The following is a 15,765-nucleotide window of genomic DNA, read 5'->3' as shown; positions in this document are numbered from 1 at the left end:
TCACTATCGCAATGGGAGAAATTGATGAACGCGATTAACTGGCCAGAAGGTTTTGTTCCGGGTTTTACCGATAACTTTGTTTCTAATGAAATGATCATCTCAGGTCTGAACGTCAATGATGTCTGGCCGCTCCTGAGTCAGCCATTGTTATGGCCGGAATATTATAAAAACTCCGCGGATGTGCGCTTTTATCACAATAAAGGACCCGAACTGGAAAATAGGGTGCGCTTCTACTTCAGCACGTTTGGTTTCCCCGTTGAAGCTCAGGTTGTGGAGTGTGTTCCACCTGCGGAAGGTAAACCTGCTCGTCTGGCATGGCACGGATGGTCCGGTGAAGAAAATACCGCTCAACGACTCGATGTGCATCATGCATGGCTACTGGAGGATCTTTCCGGTCACAGGCTCCGTATCCTGACGCAGGAAACACAGAACGGAGTCCCGGCAGAACATCTGGCAAATACCCGCCCGAACCCAATGCTTAATGGTCATCAGGAATGGCTTGACGGCCTGATTCGGGCAGCAAAGCAATAATCGCTTTCCGCAGTTATATTACTGAGGTTGCACTTCCCCGCAGCCTCACAAATATTTGCCCCTTTGCTATTGCACGTAATGACAGGTTAATCCTGTCATCACTTCCAGGTGACATTGCGCGGCCGTGTCTGAAATATCCGCGCCTGCCACGCAAAAGGCATTCACACCCTCAGCCAGTGAAAGGCTACCTCAGTAAAAACTGCATCAGCTGAACAAAAATAAATACGGTCGCAGCCATTTGTATTACCCGCCCTCCCCATCTGAGATATCGCCATTCATGACGTTCTCTGGCGTCGGCTTCTTCAATGGCAGGGTCAGAATGCTTTTTTTTCTTTGTCCTGAATTCATTTATTACCCACAGAACAAAAATAACGGTAATGACAGTTTTCTGAAGTATCGGATTATCCACAAAGAGTGCCTCCTGCCTGCTCGCTGATGCAAGCAGAATAGATGAACGACCTCCACATAACCACTAATAAATATAGGGTTAGTATTCATTTTCGTCCTGGCAGGACATTGAGATAATTCAGTCCATCGCTGGTTGCTCGACTGCTGACAGGCGTCCGGTATGACTGGCTGCGGTGCGCGAGGAACGGATGTTCGCAATTGTTCTCTCGGCTGATTGAGAAATGACCAACATTATCATATTTTAATCCACGGAGAACGTATAACATAATGACTGTAGAGAGAACAAAGCATGAATATGCTTAATTAAACAAAGAGATAAATTTCAGGTGTGATAACCATCTCATTTTTTAATTTATTATACCCAGGAGAAATAATGACTACTGCGTTACTGATTGTTGATATGCAAAATTTTGTGACTGACAGAATAAATCAGGGCGTGGAAATGTTCCCGCATAACGCAATAGATAACATGCGAACCATTCTGGAAATAGTCAGAAACAGCATGATTCCAGTGATACACATACGGCATCACTCCACCGAAGAGGGATCGTTATTGCATCACAGTTCTCCCCTTTCTCAGCCTGTAAAAGGATTTGAGGAAAAACAGGGTGAACCTGTATTTGTAAAAAATACCTCATCCGCATTCAGCTCAACCGGGCTGTTAACGTATTTAAAAGACCATCAGCTCTCAACGTGTATTGTTATCGGTGCCGTCGCTGGATTTTGCGTCACTTCCACGATTAGAGCGGGGGCTGATGCAGGGCTTAAGATGACCGTGATTCAGGATGCTGTTATTAGTTTTGCACTGAAAGATGGTGAACCAGGGGCAAAAACCATCCTGGATGTCACACTTGCGCTTCTGGCTGCGGATTTTGCTACCGTGGTAACAACAAAAGAGTTAAATGAACAGCTATCAAAAAAACCGAAACCCCGTCCTTAACTCAGGCAGTGTTTCGGTATTTGTTCACTTCGCAGCGATTTAGACTTTAAGCAGCTTCACTGTTGCGTCGATGTCGATCTCATCTTCTGAGAAGATCAGCGTGGTGCCCTGGAAGGTGGTGATCGCCAGCTTTTTCAGCGTGCGCATTTCGCCAGGCTTCACGTCTGATTTCGGTCGGATGCTGTTCATCAGCACGCCGACAGACAGCACCGCATTTTCTTTATCGATACGGGTCTCGACAGGGACTTCTTCGCTGTAGACCAGGTAAGACTTGATCGCCGTGAGCTTCAGGCGCTCACCCGCGATATAAATGTATTTGCTGTCTGGTATGACTTTCACCGCATAGGCAGACAGACCTTTGTTGTTGGTGGTCGGCTCAAAGGTGACTGCCGCGTCTTTCTTGATCAGCTCAGGATTAGCAACCTTAATCACATGAAAATAGCGGTTGTCGCCGTTTTCATCTTTGATAAATCCAAAGCCTTTATCTTTAAACCACGTTGTGATTGTTCCGTTCATTGCTGTTTCCGCCTGATTAAACCTAATACTCGTAGAGTATATCTACTCAATTTGCGCGCAGTGTAAAACACAGGCCACGTCTTTGGCTACTCGTTACCCCAGCGATTGAGGAACTCCGCGATATCATCGATACGCTGCGCGTCAACCCCGGCAACCGTTGCCATCTCTTGCTGCGCGTCTTCGCTGATCTCTTCGTTGTTCATTAAACGGGTGATCAGTTGCTGGAAGTAGTGCGCCAGCGCGTCGCGCTCTGCATCGCTCACCGGCTTTGCGGCCTCGGTCGCGTACTCGTCGGCGATATCATAATATTTTAGCGGAATGTCGTTGTTCATCTGTTGCTCCGGGGTCAATGCGGGTGCCAGCAGTTGCCTGCCGCGTCTGGTGCGGATGATAGCATTCTTATTTCATGGTTCGCGATCTGTTTTATTGGCTGCAATACGTTACATATATTTGTCATGTTTTCTGGAGCCGCTTCGCATTTAATAAATGTTCCTTATTTTATTTTCACTGTGTTTTTATTCAGCACGGTATAATAATAGCCGCAGGTTAATGAGTTCAGTAATGAAGGGAATATAAGATCATTGTAAATCTATCCCCCTTAATAATTCGCGCTGCAGGAAGGCGGCGAGATAATAACGGGGATCCGCGGCATAAAGGTGCACGAACACCTTTACACCGCTAACCACAAAACAACTAACCAGGAGTTGATTATGGCTGACGCGAATTTTATGTCAGAACCCACTTTTGCCCAAGCAGATTCTGGCGTTTTGCCGGATGAGCCGCAAAACTTCGAGCTGCTACGCAATAACCACCGTAGCCGTTTGCACAGTAAACGGACGGAGGAAGCAAGTATTCATCCGCGAGCGGCGTCCGTGCAGGACAGTTCGGCCTGCTGCGAGCTGTATTCACGGGTGGATCATCACTATTTGCCGCTCAGCGGAGAGTGGTTACCCAATGCCGGATTTATTAATGGTATGCCGGTGAAAATACGCGTGATGAAAGATTGCATCGTTATTACGCCGCAACATACAAGAGAATTATGGGGTTGTCTTGAGGGAATGAGTGTGGTGAATATTAATAAGCAGAAAGTCAGTCAGTGGTTAAAAACGTTTCCCGGCGCGCTAAATGATTTAGGGGATGAACCGGTGATTAAACGCCGCAGATAAACATGCTTCAGGCATTTTACTTGCCGCCATCTTCTTGCCGGATGGCGGCCAACGCGCAATCACATTGTCAGAGATACTGTTTTTTACCAAACATATCCCGATTGTAATTACATTCCGGTAACGGTTTCGTGGTTGGAGAAGCGTCTTTACTCAGATCAACAATGCGTACTTCATTATTGTCATTGCTGATTTCGTACGTATGCCCTTTATCAGCGTGGAACGAACCCGAATAGGTTTGCCCCAGATCGATGCCGTACATGCTTCGCTCTTCTCTTCTCCACCCTACGCCATAGGTGAATCCCGGCTGAATGGTATATTCCTGATAGCTTTTGTTCGCGAAATCGGCGGAAGGCGGCGCAATGCCCTGCACCGACTTAGAGGTTCTGACTTTAATGCCCGCAATCGCGACTTTAGAGGTGATGCCATACGTTTTGTCGGACTTCCAGCAGTTCCCGGCGGGGATCTGTTTTTCTATTTTGTACGGCATGGGTTGCAGCGTATTTTCAACACGGATATACGCCGCGTCGCTGCCTGTGTAATCCGGGAGCGTATCCGAAAAATCAACGCTACATCCTGCCAGAATCGTGGTCGCGAATAAGATGCTTATGCCTTTAATCATTTGCCATGTCCCTGTTTTATTTTGGAATTCATTCTGATTTCTCTTTCTGGAGAAATAAACCGACATCAGGTTATCGGCAGTATCCATCTGATGCTTAGTTAAAATCCAGTTTGGCCCAATCTCATCACAACTCGCCCATTTGCCCACATTCATCTTCTGGACAACACTCTAGGATGACACCACTGACCCAACACGTGGAGCAAACACCATGAACATCACGCAAATCCGTAACGCCACGCAGCGTATTACTTTTGGCGGCAAAACCTTTCTGGTCGATCCGATGCTGGCGTCAAAAGGCGCGTATCCGGGCTTTGCCGGAACGGCGCGCGCAGAAATCCGCAATCCGACCGTCGATCTGCCCATCGACATCGATACCCTGCTCGACGTCGATGCGCTGATCGTGACCCATCTGCATGAAGATCACTGGGATGAGGCCGCGGCTCGCGTCGTACCGAAAGACAAACCGGTCTATGTGCAAAATGAACAAGACGCGCAGGTGTTACGCCAGCAGGGTTTCACCCAACTTACCGTGCTGACGCAGAATACCGCGATAGGCGATATCACCCTGCGTAAAACCGGCGGCCAGCATGGCTCAGACCGTGCTTACGCGATCCCTGAACTGGCAGAACGTTTAGGCGAGGCCTGCGGGGTTATCTTCCAGCATCCGACAGAAAAAACGCTGTATCTGGTCGGGGACACTCTCTGGCGCGACGAAGTTGAATCCAACATGCAGACTTTCCAGCCTGATGTGGTGGTACTGAATGCCGGTTTTGCCCACATCATCGGTTTTGGCCCGATCATTATGGGCGCGGAAGATGTGCTGAAAACCCATTTCACGTTGCCCGAAGCACAGATAGTGGCGACCCATATGGAGGCGATTAACCACTGCCTGCTGACGCGCGCGGCTCTGAAAGAGTACGTACGCGACAACCAGATTGCAGAATTCGTCAACGTGCCGGAAGATGGCGAAACCCTGACGTTTTAATGCCCGCAGAGGAATCGTATGCAGCCACTTGCCGTCGCCATTGTTGCCGTGGAAGATTTCAGCCCGTTTCACTTCTCGGTGCCGTGTATCCTGTTCAGTGAAAAAATGGCGGCGAAAAAGCGCTTTGACGTGCAACTGTGCGCCGAAAATCCCGGTATTGTCTCTTCGCAGGAGGGTTTCTCGATCACCGCCGCGCACGGTTATGACGCGGTGGAGAAAGCCGATATTGTGGTGATCCCTTACTGGGGCACGACGGCGCATCGCCCGCCGCAAAGCCTGCTCGATGCGCTTCATCACGCGCGGCAAAACGGTGCCCAAATCGTCGGCTTGTGTCTTGGCGCGTTTGTTCTTGGCTATGCGGGTCTGCTGGATGGTAAACGGGCCGCCACGCACTGGGAGTTCGAGCAGGATTTTCAGGCGCGCTTCCCGGCGGCTCGTCTGGATATTAACGCCCTGTACGTGGACGACGACGGCATTATTACTTCAGCAGGCACCGCCGCCGCGCTGGATTGCTGCCTGTATGTGATCCGTCAGCGCTTTGGCAGCACGGTGGCAAATCAGATCGCCCGGCGGATGATCGTACCGCCACATCGCGAGGGCGGCCAGGCGCAGTTTATCGAACAACCGGTGGCGAAAAATACCCAGGATCAGCGCATCAACACCCTGCTCGATTATTTGCGCCAGCATATTCACGAGCAGCACAGTCTCGACGTTCTGGCGCAGCGGGTGATGATGAGCCGTCGAACCCTGACCCGCCACTTTATGAAAGCCACCGGGGCGAGCGTCGCAGAGTGGCTGATTGCCGAGCGACTGCGCCGCAGCCAGGTGCTGCTGGAGTCCAGCCACTTACCCGTTGAGCGCATCGCCGAGCAGGTCGGTTTTCTCTCCCCCGTCACCTGGCGTCAGCATTTTAAAGCGCACTTCGGCGTCAGCCCTGCCGAGTGGCGTAAAACCTTTCGTGGCGTTTAGCCGCGTTTTTGCGCCAGCCAGACCGTGTGTCCGGCGCAGTGCGGATCTTCCATAATCATGTCGATCACCGCAAAGCCGTGCGCTGACAACAGTGCGCGGTATTCATCGGGCGCGAGGCTGGCATGAAACAGCGGCTCACCTTCAAACTGCCCCATTGCGATGCCATTATCCGTGCCGCTGGTAAACATCAGCGCGCTGCCGGGGTGGCTGAGACGGTCAAAAATCGGGAACATCTTTTGTTGGTCTTGCTGGGTTAAATGAAAAAAACTGTCCCACGCAAGCAGACCATCAAAAGTTTCATTTAGCGTGAGCTCGCGCATATCCTGCTCCAGCCAGCGCTGTGCGGGAAAAGCGTGCCGGGCGCGCGCCAGCATCGCCGCAGAGCCATCAATCCCCGTTAGCTGAAAGCCTTGCTGGATAAAATAACCGGCAATCGGCTGACCATTGCCGCAGCCGATATCCACAATGCTGCCCTGCCCGCCAATAACATTGATGAATTTATCCAGCCAGCTTTTTTCAAACAGTGAGCGCGAACGCTGGCTGGCAAAGGCATCCGCATGACGTCGGTAGATAGACAAAATATGGTTTGCCGCTGAATCGCTCACGCTACCCTCACTTTTTATCGAGATATCATTCAGTTAAACATAACGCCGATAAACCTGCCATCATGCAATTCGTATCCCTGGAATGCGCCTCGCAGAACCCGACCACAAATACCCAAAACCCTCCACGCTATGGCATGATAGCGCGCAGATAAGGTAATCATCAGGGTGAGCAATGTGAAACCGGTAACGCTATACGATGTTGCAGACCATGCAGGGGTCTCTTACCAGACGGTCTCTCGCGTCGTGAATCAGGCCAGCCACGTTTCCGCCAAAACCCGACACAAAGTTGAGGCCGCGATGGCGGAGCTCAATTACATCCCCAACCGCCTTGCGCAGCAACTGGCAGGCAAACAAACACCGTTGATTGGCGTGGCGACCGCTAACCTTGCCCTGCACGCGCCCTCGCAGATCGTTGCCGCCATTAAATCCCGTGCCGACCAGTCCGGTGCCAGCGTGGTGATCGCCATGGTGGAGCGCAACGGCATCGATGCGTGTAAAGCCGCGGTGCATAACCTGCTTTCACAGCGCGTGACCGGGCTTATCATCAACTATCCGCTGGATGAAGAAGAGGCCATTGCGGTGGCGGCCACCTGCGGCGCGGTACCGGTGCTGTTTTTGGATGTCGGTGAGCAGACGCCGGTGAACAGCATCATTTTCTCCCATGACGATGGCGCACGCCTCGGCGTTGAGCATCTGGTACAGCGCGGGCATCAGCGAATCGCCCTGCTGAGCGGGCCACGTACCTCGGTCTCGGCAAGGTTACGCCATGCGGGCTGGCAAAAGTATCTGGCGCACTACCAGCGCCCCCCCATTGCAGAAATGGAAGGCGACTGGAGCGCCATGTCGGGCTTTCATCAAACGATGCAGATGCTTAACGGCGGTACTCTCCCGACCGCCATACTGGTCGCCAACGATCAGATGGCGCTGGGCGCGATGCGGGCAATCAGCGAGTCTGGCCTGCGGGTCGCAGCCGACATCTCCGTCATTGGCTATGATGACACCGAAGACAGCGCCTGTTACCTCCCCCCGTTGACGACCATCAGGCAGGATTTCCCGCTGCTCGGAAAAACCAGCGTCGAGACGCTGTTGCAGCTTTCACAGGGTGAATCCCCTTCCGGCAATCTGCGCCTGCCCGTCACGCTGATCGAGCGCAAAACGGTTCTGCCGCCAGACACACAGACCGCCACGCCTCAGGCACTGGCGGAGTCGCTGATGCAGCTGGCACGCCAGGTTTCGCTGCTCAACGCTAACGCGCCGTAATTACTGTGAGTCAGTTCACCCATTAAACCTCCGCGCCTTTACAGGTTCTCGTGGTGCATCTTATGTTTACTTAAATTGTGAGCGAATAACAAAACAACCAGGATACCGCCATGACCCTGAACACGGATTCACTCGCCGCCGTACTGGCGCGCCGCGACTGGGAAAACCCCGGCGTCACGCAACGCAATCGTCTGGAGGCGCACCCGCCGTTCTGCAGCTGGCGTTCTGCGGATGACGCGCGTAGCCAACAGCCTTCGGCGCAGCGGCGTTCACTGAACGGCGCGTGGCAATTCGCCTGGTTTGCCTCGCCCGGCTCCGTGCCCGAAAGCTGGCTTGAGAAGGATTTGCCGCAGGCCGAAACGCTCAATGTGCCTTCTAACTGGCAGATGAGCGGCTACGATGCCCCCATCTACTCCAACATTACGTACCCGTTCCCGGTCAACCCTCCGTACGTTCCGGCGGATAATCCCACCGGATGTTATTCGCTCACATTTAATCTTGACGCGGACTGGCGACAAACGGGTCGGACGCGCATTATTTTTGATGGCGTTAATTCCGCCTTTCATCTGTGGTGCAATGGTCGTTGGGTCGGCTATGGACAGGACAGTCGTCTGCCTTCCGAATTTGATCTCAGTGATTTTTTGACTGACGGCGAGAACCGTCTGGCGGTGATGGTGCTGCGCTGGAGCGATGGCAGCTACCTGGAAGACCAGGATATGTGGCGCATGAGCGGCATCTTCCGCGACGTTTCACTGCTGCACAAACCCGACATTCATATTCGCGATCTGCGCATCCACACCCGTTTTAACGATGATTTCAGCCGTGCCGTGCTGGAAGCGGAAGTCAGAATCGCCGGTGAGCCGCGTGATGATTTACGCGTGACGTTACAGTTGTGGGATGGCGACACGCTGACCGGCGACACCACGTCGGCATTGGGCAGCGACATCATCGATGAACGCGGTGCCTATTCGGATCGCACGACTCTGCGGATGAACGTTGAGCACCCGCGACTGTGGAGTGCAGAAACCCCGAATCTTTACCGCGGCGTCGTCACGTTACAGACCCTGGATGGCGCGTTGATCGAGACCGAAGCCTGCGACATCGGTTTTCGTCAGGTCAGCATTGAGAACGGTCTGCTGTTACTCAATGGCAAACCCCTGCTGATCCGCGGCGCGAACCGTCACGAACATCCCCCCCAAAACGGTCAGGTGATGGACGAAGCCACGATGGTGCAAGACATCATTCTGATGAAGCAGAACAACTTCAACGCCGTTCGCTGCTCCCATTACCCGAATCACCCGTTGTGGTACACCCTGTGCGATCGCTACGGCCTGTATGTCGTCGATGAGGCCAATATCGAAACCCACGGCATGGTGCCGATGAACCGTCTGAGCGATGATCCTGTCTGGCTCCCCGCCATGAGCCAGCGCGTGACGCGCATGGTACAGCGTGACCGCAACCACCCGAGCATTATCATCTGGTCGCTGGGCAATGAGTCCGGTCACGGCGCGAATCACGACGCGCTGTATCGCTGGATAAAATCAGACGATCCCTCCCGCCCGGTACAGTATGAAGGCGGCGGCGCAAATACCGCGGCAACCGACATTATTTGCCCGATGTACGCCCGCGTCGATCAGGATCAGCCCTTCCCGGCGGTCCCAAAATGGTCGATAAAAAAATGGTTGTCGATGCCGGGCGAACAGCGCCCGTTGATCCTCTGCGAATACGCCCATGCCATGGGTAACAGCCTCGGCGGTTATGCCAAATACTGGCAGGCATTCCGCCAGTATCCGCGTCTGCAGGGCGGTTTTGTCTGGGACTGGGTGGATCAGTCATTAATTAAATACGATGAAAATGGCAATCCGTGGTCGGCCTACGGCGGCGACTTTGGCGACACGCCGAACGACCGCCAGTTCTGTATGAACGGACTGGTGTTCGCCGATCGCACACCGCATCCCTCACTGTATGAAGCCAAACACGCGCAGCAATTTTTCCAGTTCACGCTGCTGCCGGGCGCTCAACGGCAGATTGAAGTCCGCAGTGAATATCTGTTCCGCCACAGCGATAACGAAAGGTTGCACTGGTCCATCGACCAGGACGGCAACCCACTGGCCGCCGGAGAATGTGTCCTGGATATTCCCCCCCAGGGGCGCCAGCGCATTACCCTGCCGGACATCCCGATGCCAGAAACCGCGGGTCAACTCTGGCTGACGGTGCGCGTGGAACAGCCGCAGGCAACGCCGTGGTCAGATACCGGGCATATCAGCGCCTGGCAGCAGTGGAAGCTCGAAGAGAAGCTCGATGTGGCCCAGCCACCCCGCGCCGACGCGACGCCAACACTGGCTATCAGCGAGAACGCCTTTACCGTAGCAGTAAGTGATAAGCGCTGGGCATTCTGCCGCCGAACAGGCGTACTCACACAATACTGGCTGGATGATAAACCCCAATTGTTAAGCCCGCTCACCGACCAGTTCACCCGTGCGCCGCTGGATAACGACATTGGCATCAGTGAAGTCGCGCGTATCGATCCGAATGCCTGGGTTGAACGCTGGAAGGCTGCCGGTCACTATCATGCAGAAGCAAAACTGTTGTTATGCGAAGCCGAAGCGCTGTCGGGCAGCATACTGATCACCACCGAACACGCCTGGCAACATCGAGGCAACACGCTGTTTATCAGCCGTAAGTCGTACCGTATCGATGGTCACGGCAAGATGCACATCACGGTGGAGGTTGACGTCGCCAGTGGCACGCCACACCCGGCTCGTATTGGCCTGAGTTGCCAGTTGACGCAGGTCGCCGGGCGTGTGAACTGGTTAGGTCTCGGTCCCCATGAGAACTACCCGGATCGTCTGAGCGCGGCCTGTTTTGGTCGGTGGGATCTTGCGCTGGATGAGATGTACACCCCCTACGTCTTCCCGAGTGAGAACGGCCTGCGCTGCGGAACACGTGAGCTACGCTACGGCGCGCACCAGTGGCGCGGTGACTTCCTGTTCAATATCAGCCGTTACAGCCAAAAACAGCTGATGGAAACCAGCCATCGCCACCTGCTGCAACCGGAGGCCGGCACCTGGCTGAATATCGACGGTTTTCATATGGGCGTCGGCGGGGATGATTCGTGGAGCCCCTCCGTTTCACCGGAGTTTCTGTTGAGTGCGGGGCGTTATCATTATCGGGTAATTTGGGGTTAATCATCGTGCCGGATGGCGCTGGGTTTATCCGGCCTACGGGATTTACCCGTAGCCTGGTCAGCGCAGCGCCAGCGGGCATGTTGCATCACACCATAATCAGTCGTTTGAACAGCAGTTGCTGTATATCTTGCCAGTGCGCCAGAATCGCGTGGGCAGTCACGACGTTTCCCTCAAGGCAGTACAACACGCGATAACCGCCAGCATGATTAAACTCCCGGTATTTTGCGCACCCTATCTTTAGCAGTTCCGGGCAAATCTGGCTCCCCAAAGGGAACTGTCCGACCGTACTTTCAAACTGAGCCAGAATATCAGCAATAACCGGGCGTGGCGGGACTTGCACTCGTCGAAGGTAATGCACAATGTCATCAATGCAGTGCTTTACGGTGAGCGTGTACTCAAAGGTAATCTTGTGTTCCATTTAAGACCCTTTTCAATGGAGAACGCTTGCCTCAGTCAACGAGGCCATCCAGTAACTGATCTTTCGTGAATACCCGCCCTTCTGCTTTGTCTTTTTCCGACAGCGTCAGCAGTTTCAACAAGGCAATGGCATTCTCGCGCTCCTGTTGTTGATCATAGGATTCAATAACATAGGCTGGTACACCGTTTTGGGTGACTAAGATTGGCTCTGACAGGTCGAGTGTCGCTGCATTTTTCTTCACGTAGCTAATGGTCTCTACTTTCATAACTTGCTCATTTTTCAGCCTCAAACCAGTCTTAATATAAACCATATTTAGACCACCAACAAGCAACAGCCCCCACGGAAAATTCTTGCAATGAACCCCATGGCTTAAGTTATCCCGCTAAACAACCGCTTTTCTACCGTTATGGGCAAACAGGACGATAAGCCAGGTTGTAAAATGAACAGAAAGGCGGTGGCGGTGATGGCGCTGGTAACCAGCGCATTACTTTCAGGTTGCGGCAGCATTAATGCGCGCACGGAAGGCGAGGATTCAAATACGTATTATGTGGGTATGCACCACGACATCGATAAAATTAAAAACCCGGGCGCGTACGATTATAACTATTTCGATTTAGCGTTGTTATTTGTCGATGTGCCGGTCTCTTTTGTCGCGGATACGGTATATGCGCCGTTTGATTATTATCACGGGCCTTATAAGAAAACGAATTAAAGCAGGATGCCGGATGGCGATATTCATACCCTCCGGCATACCGTCACATTACTCTTCAATCGCCTGACGGATTTGCTGCAGCGACGCAGGATCGTCAATGGTGGTCAGATCGCCAGGATCGCGCCCTTCACAGATCGCCTGGATCGTACGCCTGAGCATTTTCCCGGATCGCGTTTTCGGCAGTTGCGACACAAACCAGACGTGCGCCGGACGGCCAAAATTACCAATCTGGTTGTCCACCAGCGCCATGATCGCCTTTTCTTCGGCGTGCGCGATGTCGCGGTCTTCCAGGCTGTCGCTTTGCTTCGGGATCACAAACGCCACCGCCACCTGGCCTTTTAGCGCATCTTTCACCCCGACCACCGCGACTTCAGCTACGTTTGGATAGCTGGAGATGCTCTCCTCTATCTCACGCGTGCCCAGGCGGTGTCCGGCCACGTTGATCACGTCATCCGTACGTCCAAGGATAAAGTAATAACCGTCGGCGTCGCGAATTCCCCAGTCGAAGGTGGCGTACACCTGACGAGAAAACAGTGACCAGTAGGTGTTCACAAAGCGCTCATCATCCCCCCAGATGGTCTGAATACATCCCGGTGGGAGCGGCCCTTCGATCACCAGCATGCCCTTTTCATTCGCCTCACAAGGCTCGCCAGTGACTTCATTGAGCAACTGCACGTTGTAGCCATACATCGGCACGCCAGGACTGCCGAGCCGTGAAGGCCGGTCATCCACGCCACGGGCAATCGCCATAATCGGCCAGCCAGATTCGGTCTGCCAGTAGTTATCGATAACCGGTACGCCCAGCGTCTGGGTTACCCAGCTCGCGGTAGGCTCATCGAGCGGCTCACCCGCCAGATACAGCACCTCCAGCGAAGAAAGATCGTGATTGCGGATCTGCGCGGTCGGGAATTTCTTCAGCACGCGAATGGCCGTCGGCGCAGAGAACATCCGGCTAACCTGATATTTCTCCACAATCTTCCACCACACGCTGCAGTCCGGGTAGGTGGGCAGCCCTTCGTAAACCACCGTCGCCATCCCCGCCAGCAGCGGAGCGTAGACAATGTAGGAGTGCCCGACCACCCAGCCGATATCTGAAGCACAGAAGAAAACGCCACCCGCTTTGCCGCCAAAAATGGTGTCCATGGAGGTCGCCAGCGCGACTGCGTAGCCGCCGACATCACGCTGCACACCTTTCGGTTTACCGGTCGTCCCCGAGGTATAGAGAATGCAGGACGTTTCGTTCGACTCCAGCCAGGCCACGGGAACCTGTGCCCCAAGATGCTGCTGGCGTAGCGTGGCGAAATCGAGATCACGCCCCGGCACGCGTGCCATTTTCGCCAGGCCCCGATCCACCAGCACCACATGGTTCGGCTGATGCTGCGCCTGACTGATGGCATCGTCTAACAGCTTTTTATACGGCAGGATTTTACCGCCGCGCGCGCCAGCATCCGCCGACACGATAACTTTGGGTCGGGCATCGTCGATCCGAGCCGCCACGCTGTGCGACGCAAATCCACCGAACACCACCGAATGGATCGCCCCAATACGCGCGCAGGCCAGCAGGGTAATGTGCGCTTCGGCGATCATTGGCATATAGACCAGCACCCGGTCGCCGCGCTCTACCCCCAGCGACAACAGCATCGCGGCTGCCACGTTGACTTCGGCATACAGCTGACGAAAGGTAAACGTGCGCTCTTCTTCGGTCTCAGATGAAACCGCAATCAGCGCCAGCGCATCGGGTTGCTTATCCAGCCAACGGTCGATAGCGTTATGGCACAGATTGGTTGTCCCGCCGCAAAACCAGCGGGCAAACGGCGGACGGCTATGGTCCAGCACCTGCGTAAACGGCTGCTGCCAGTCTATACGCTGGGCCTGTTCGGCCCAGAACGACTCCGGTTGTGTAATCGATCGCTGATAAAATTCGCTAAAAGACATAATGCTCTCCTGTTGAACTTACGCCTTACCGCACGCAGAGTTAGATGACGAACAGATCCAGATATTCGTTAACCGGCATCTGCTCCAGGCGAGTTCTGTCCAGGGAGACATCCAGGATGCGCTGCTGCTGGCGAGTCGGGAACTGACGCGCCAGGTTGATTTTGAATTTTTCAACCAGCTTCGGCATGCCGTCATGACGACGGCGCGCGTGACCAATGGGGTACTCCACGACCACTTCGTCAAAGCGTGAGCCGTCGGTAAACTCCAGCGTGATGGCGTTCGCAATCGCGCGTTTCTCCGGGTCGTGGTAATCGGCAGTAAAGGCCGGATCTTCGAAGCAGTTGATCTTCTCACGCAGGGCATCAATACGTTTGTCCTGCGCCACGCCGTCTTCGTAATCCGCCGCCGTTAAGCGACCAAACAGCAGCGGGATCGCCACCATGTACTGGATGCAGTGATCACGATCTGCCGGGTTATTCAGCGGACCCTTTTTATCGATAATGCGAATGCAGGCTTCGTGTGTACGAATGGTCACTTTCTCGATATCGGCCGCAGTTTTCCCTGCAGCCTGCAGCTTCTCATAGAGCGTCATCGCCGCTTCTACCGCGGTCTGCGAGTGGAATTCAGCCGGGAAGGATATTTTAAACAGCACGTTTTCCATCACGTAGGAACCGTACGGGCGCTGGAAGCGGAAGGATTCCCCTTTAAAAGAGACATCATAAAAGCCCCAGGTTTTCGCCGTCAGCGCCGACGGATAACCCATCTCACCGGTTTGCGCCATCAGCGCCAGACGTACCGCACGAGAGGTCGCATCGCCTGCTGCCCAGGATTTGCGCGTGCCGGTATTCGGCGCGTGGCGATAGGTACGCAGCGACTGGCCGTCTACCCACGCCAAAGAGACCGCGTTGAGGATTTCATCACGGGTCAGTCCCAGCATTTCGGCCACCACAGCGGTCGAGGCCACTTTGACCAGCAGGACATGATCCAGGCCAACGCGGTTAAAGGAGTTTTCCAGCGCAATGCAGCCCTGAATTTCATGGGCTTTGATCATGCCGGTCAGCACGTTTTTCATGGTCAATGGCGCTTTTCCGGCCGCGACCGCATTACGTGACAGCCAGTCTGCCGTCGCCAGGATACCGCCGAGGTTGTCGGAAGGATGTCCCCATTCCGCCGCCAGCCAGGTATCGTTAAAGTCCAGCCAGCGGATCATCGCGCCAATGTTAAACGCCGCCTGCACCGGATCGAGCTGGAACTGGGTACCCGGCACACGGACGCCGTTCGGCACGACGGTTCCTGGCACCACAGGCCCTAACAGCTTCTTACAGGCCGGATATTCCAGCGCTTCCAGGCCACAGCCGAGGGTGTCGAGTAGACAATAATGCGCGGTGTCATACGCCACCTTCGAGGTGATCTCGTAATTCATCACGTAATCAACGATATCAACGATTTCACGGTCAAATTCTGGGCGAACATTCGAAATGTGTGCGGACATAGAGTACGTTTCCTGTTTTTT

General features: G+C 54.0%; 17 protein-coding genes. 8 read left to right on the top strand and 9 right to left on the bottom strand.

Going from position 1 to position 15,765, the window contains the following annotated elements; translation table 11 throughout:
* Positions 1–24: 24 nt before the first annotated feature.
* Positions 25–531 carry an SRPBCC domain-containing protein gene (locus N7268_RS10480; RefSeq protein ID WP_260862850.1) on the top strand — a complete coding sequence of 169 codons (507 nt, stop codon included), beginning with the start codon at positions 25–27 and terminating at the stop codon, positions 529–531.
* A 184-nt stretch (positions 532–715) separates the two neighbouring features.
* On the opposite strand, the gene N7268_RS10475 is transcribed toward N7268_RS10480, so the two are convergent.
* Entirely contained in the window at positions 716–940 is a 225-nt protein-coding gene (locus N7268_RS10475) for a hypothetical protein (protein WP_260862849.1), read from the bottom strand.
* 372 nt (positions 941–1,312) lie between these two features.
* Between N7268_RS10475 and N7268_RS10470 the strand changes: the two genes are divergently transcribed.
* Positions 1,313–1,879, top strand: coding sequence for a cysteine hydrolase family protein (locus N7268_RS10470; protein ID WP_260862848.1), 567 nt, complete (start codon positions 1,313–1,315; stop codon positions 1,877–1,879).
* A gap of 39 nt (positions 1,880–1,918) precedes the next feature.
* On the opposite strand, the gene N7268_RS10465 is transcribed toward N7268_RS10470, so the two are convergent.
* Positions 1,919–2,395 (bottom strand): cold-shock protein, encoded by a 477-nt coding sequence (locus tag N7268_RS10465; protein WP_260862847.1) that lies wholly within the window; start codon positions 2,393–2,395, stop codon positions 1,919–1,921.
* Positions 2,396–2,481: 86 nt separating this feature from the next.
* Entirely contained in the window at positions 2,482–2,727 is a 246-nt protein-coding gene (locus N7268_RS10460; RefSeq protein WP_005127954.1) for a YmjA family protein, read from the bottom strand.
* A gap of 378 nt (positions 2,728–3,105) precedes the next feature.
* On the opposite strand from N7268_RS10460, the gene N7268_RS10455 reads away from it, so the two are divergent.
* Positions 3,106–3,561, top strand: a complete 456-nt coding sequence (locus N7268_RS10455; protein ID WP_409929188.1) for a SymE family type I addiction module toxin — start codon at positions 3,106–3,108, stop codon at positions 3,559–3,561.
* Between the two features lie 67 nt (positions 3,562–3,628).
* Here N7268_RS10455 and N7268_RS10450 read toward each other — a convergent pair whose 3' ends face one another.
* Positions 3,629–4,180: a hypothetical protein gene (locus N7268_RS10450; RefSeq protein ID WP_260862846.1), complete on the bottom strand. Its 552-nt coding sequence runs from the start codon at positions 4,178–4,180 to the stop codon at positions 3,629–3,631.
* A gap of 208 nt (positions 4,181–4,388) precedes the next feature.
* Between N7268_RS10450 and N7268_RS10445 the strand changes: the two genes are divergently transcribed.
* Positions 4,389–5,165, top strand: coding sequence for an MBL fold metallo-hydrolase (locus N7268_RS10445; protein WP_260862845.1), 777 nt, complete (start codon positions 4,389–4,391; stop codon positions 5,163–5,165).
* Between the two features lie 18 nt (positions 5,166–5,183).
* Positions 5,184–6,134, top strand: coding sequence for a GlxA family transcriptional regulator (locus N7268_RS10440; RefSeq protein ID WP_260862844.1), 951 nt, complete (start codon positions 5,184–5,186; stop codon positions 6,132–6,134).
* Here N7268_RS10440 and N7268_RS10435 read toward each other — a convergent pair.
* Positions 6,131–6,739 carry a class I SAM-dependent DNA methyltransferase gene (locus N7268_RS10435; protein ID WP_260862843.1) on the bottom strand — a complete coding sequence of 203 codons (609 nt, stop codon included), beginning with the start codon at positions 6,737–6,739 and terminating at the stop codon, positions 6,131–6,133. The genes N7268_RS10440 and N7268_RS10435 overlap by 4 nt on opposite strands.
* Before the next feature lie 165 nt (positions 6,740–6,904).
* On the opposite strand from N7268_RS10435, the gene N7268_RS10430 reads away from it, so the two are divergent.
* Both N7268_RS10430 and N7268_RS10425 read left to right on the top strand, forming a co-directional pair.
* Positions 6,905–7,999, top strand: a complete 1,095-nt coding sequence (locus tag N7268_RS10430; RefSeq protein WP_260862842.1) for a LacI family DNA-binding transcriptional regulator — start codon at positions 6,905–6,907, stop codon at positions 7,997–7,999.
* A 110-nt stretch (positions 8,000–8,109) separates the two neighbouring features.
* Positions 8,110–11,187: a beta-galactosidase gene (locus tag N7268_RS10425; RefSeq protein WP_260862841.1), complete on the top strand. Its 3,078-nt coding sequence runs from the start codon at positions 8,110–8,112 to the stop codon at positions 11,185–11,187.
* An 85-nt stretch (positions 11,188–11,272) separates the two neighbouring features.
* Here the strand turns inward: N7268_RS10425 and N7268_RS10420 are convergent, their stop codons facing one another.
* Both N7268_RS10420 and N7268_RS10415 read right to left on the bottom strand, forming a co-directional pair.
* Positions 11,273–11,605: a type II toxin-antitoxin system RelE/ParE family toxin gene (locus tag N7268_RS10420; protein WP_260862840.1), complete on the bottom strand. Its 333-nt coding sequence runs from the start codon at positions 11,603–11,605 to the stop codon at positions 11,273–11,275.
* A gap of 31 nt (positions 11,606–11,636) precedes the next feature.
* Positions 11,637–11,870 carry a type II toxin-antitoxin system Phd/YefM family antitoxin gene (locus tag N7268_RS10415; RefSeq protein ID WP_260862839.1) on the bottom strand — a complete coding sequence of 78 codons (234 nt, stop codon included), beginning with the start codon at positions 11,868–11,870 and terminating at the stop codon, positions 11,637–11,639.
* 174 nt (positions 11,871–12,044) lie between these two features.
* Between N7268_RS10415 and N7268_RS10410 the strand changes: the two genes are divergently transcribed.
* On the top strand, positions 12,045–12,317 hold the full coding sequence (locus N7268_RS10410; RefSeq protein WP_260862838.1) for a YceK/YidQ family lipoprotein: 273 nt from the start codon (positions 12,045–12,047) through the stop codon (positions 12,315–12,317).
* A 48-nt stretch (positions 12,318–12,365) separates the two neighbouring features.
* Here N7268_RS10410 and prpE read toward each other — a convergent pair whose 3' ends face one another.
* Positions 12,366–14,252 carry a propionate--CoA ligase gene (gene prpE, locus N7268_RS10405; protein ID WP_260862837.1) on the bottom strand — a complete coding sequence of 629 codons (1,887 nt, stop codon included), beginning with the start codon at positions 14,250–14,252 and terminating at the stop codon, positions 12,366–12,368.
* A 40-nt stretch (positions 14,253–14,292) separates the two neighbouring features.
* A complete protein-coding gene (locus N7268_RS10400) occupies positions 14,293–15,744 on the bottom strand; it encodes a bifunctional 2-methylcitrate dehydratase/aconitate hydratase (RefSeq protein WP_260862836.1) in 1,452 nt (483 codons plus the stop codon).
* Positions 15,745–15,765 lie beyond the last annotated feature (21 nt).

The sequence above is a fragment of the Citrobacter sp. Marseille-Q6884 genome, from assembly GCF_945906775.1.
Classification (GTDB): Bacteria; Pseudomonadota; Gammaproteobacteria; order Enterobacterales; family Enterobacteriaceae; genus Citrobacter.
This window is presented reverse-complemented; position numbering and strand designations above follow the sequence as displayed.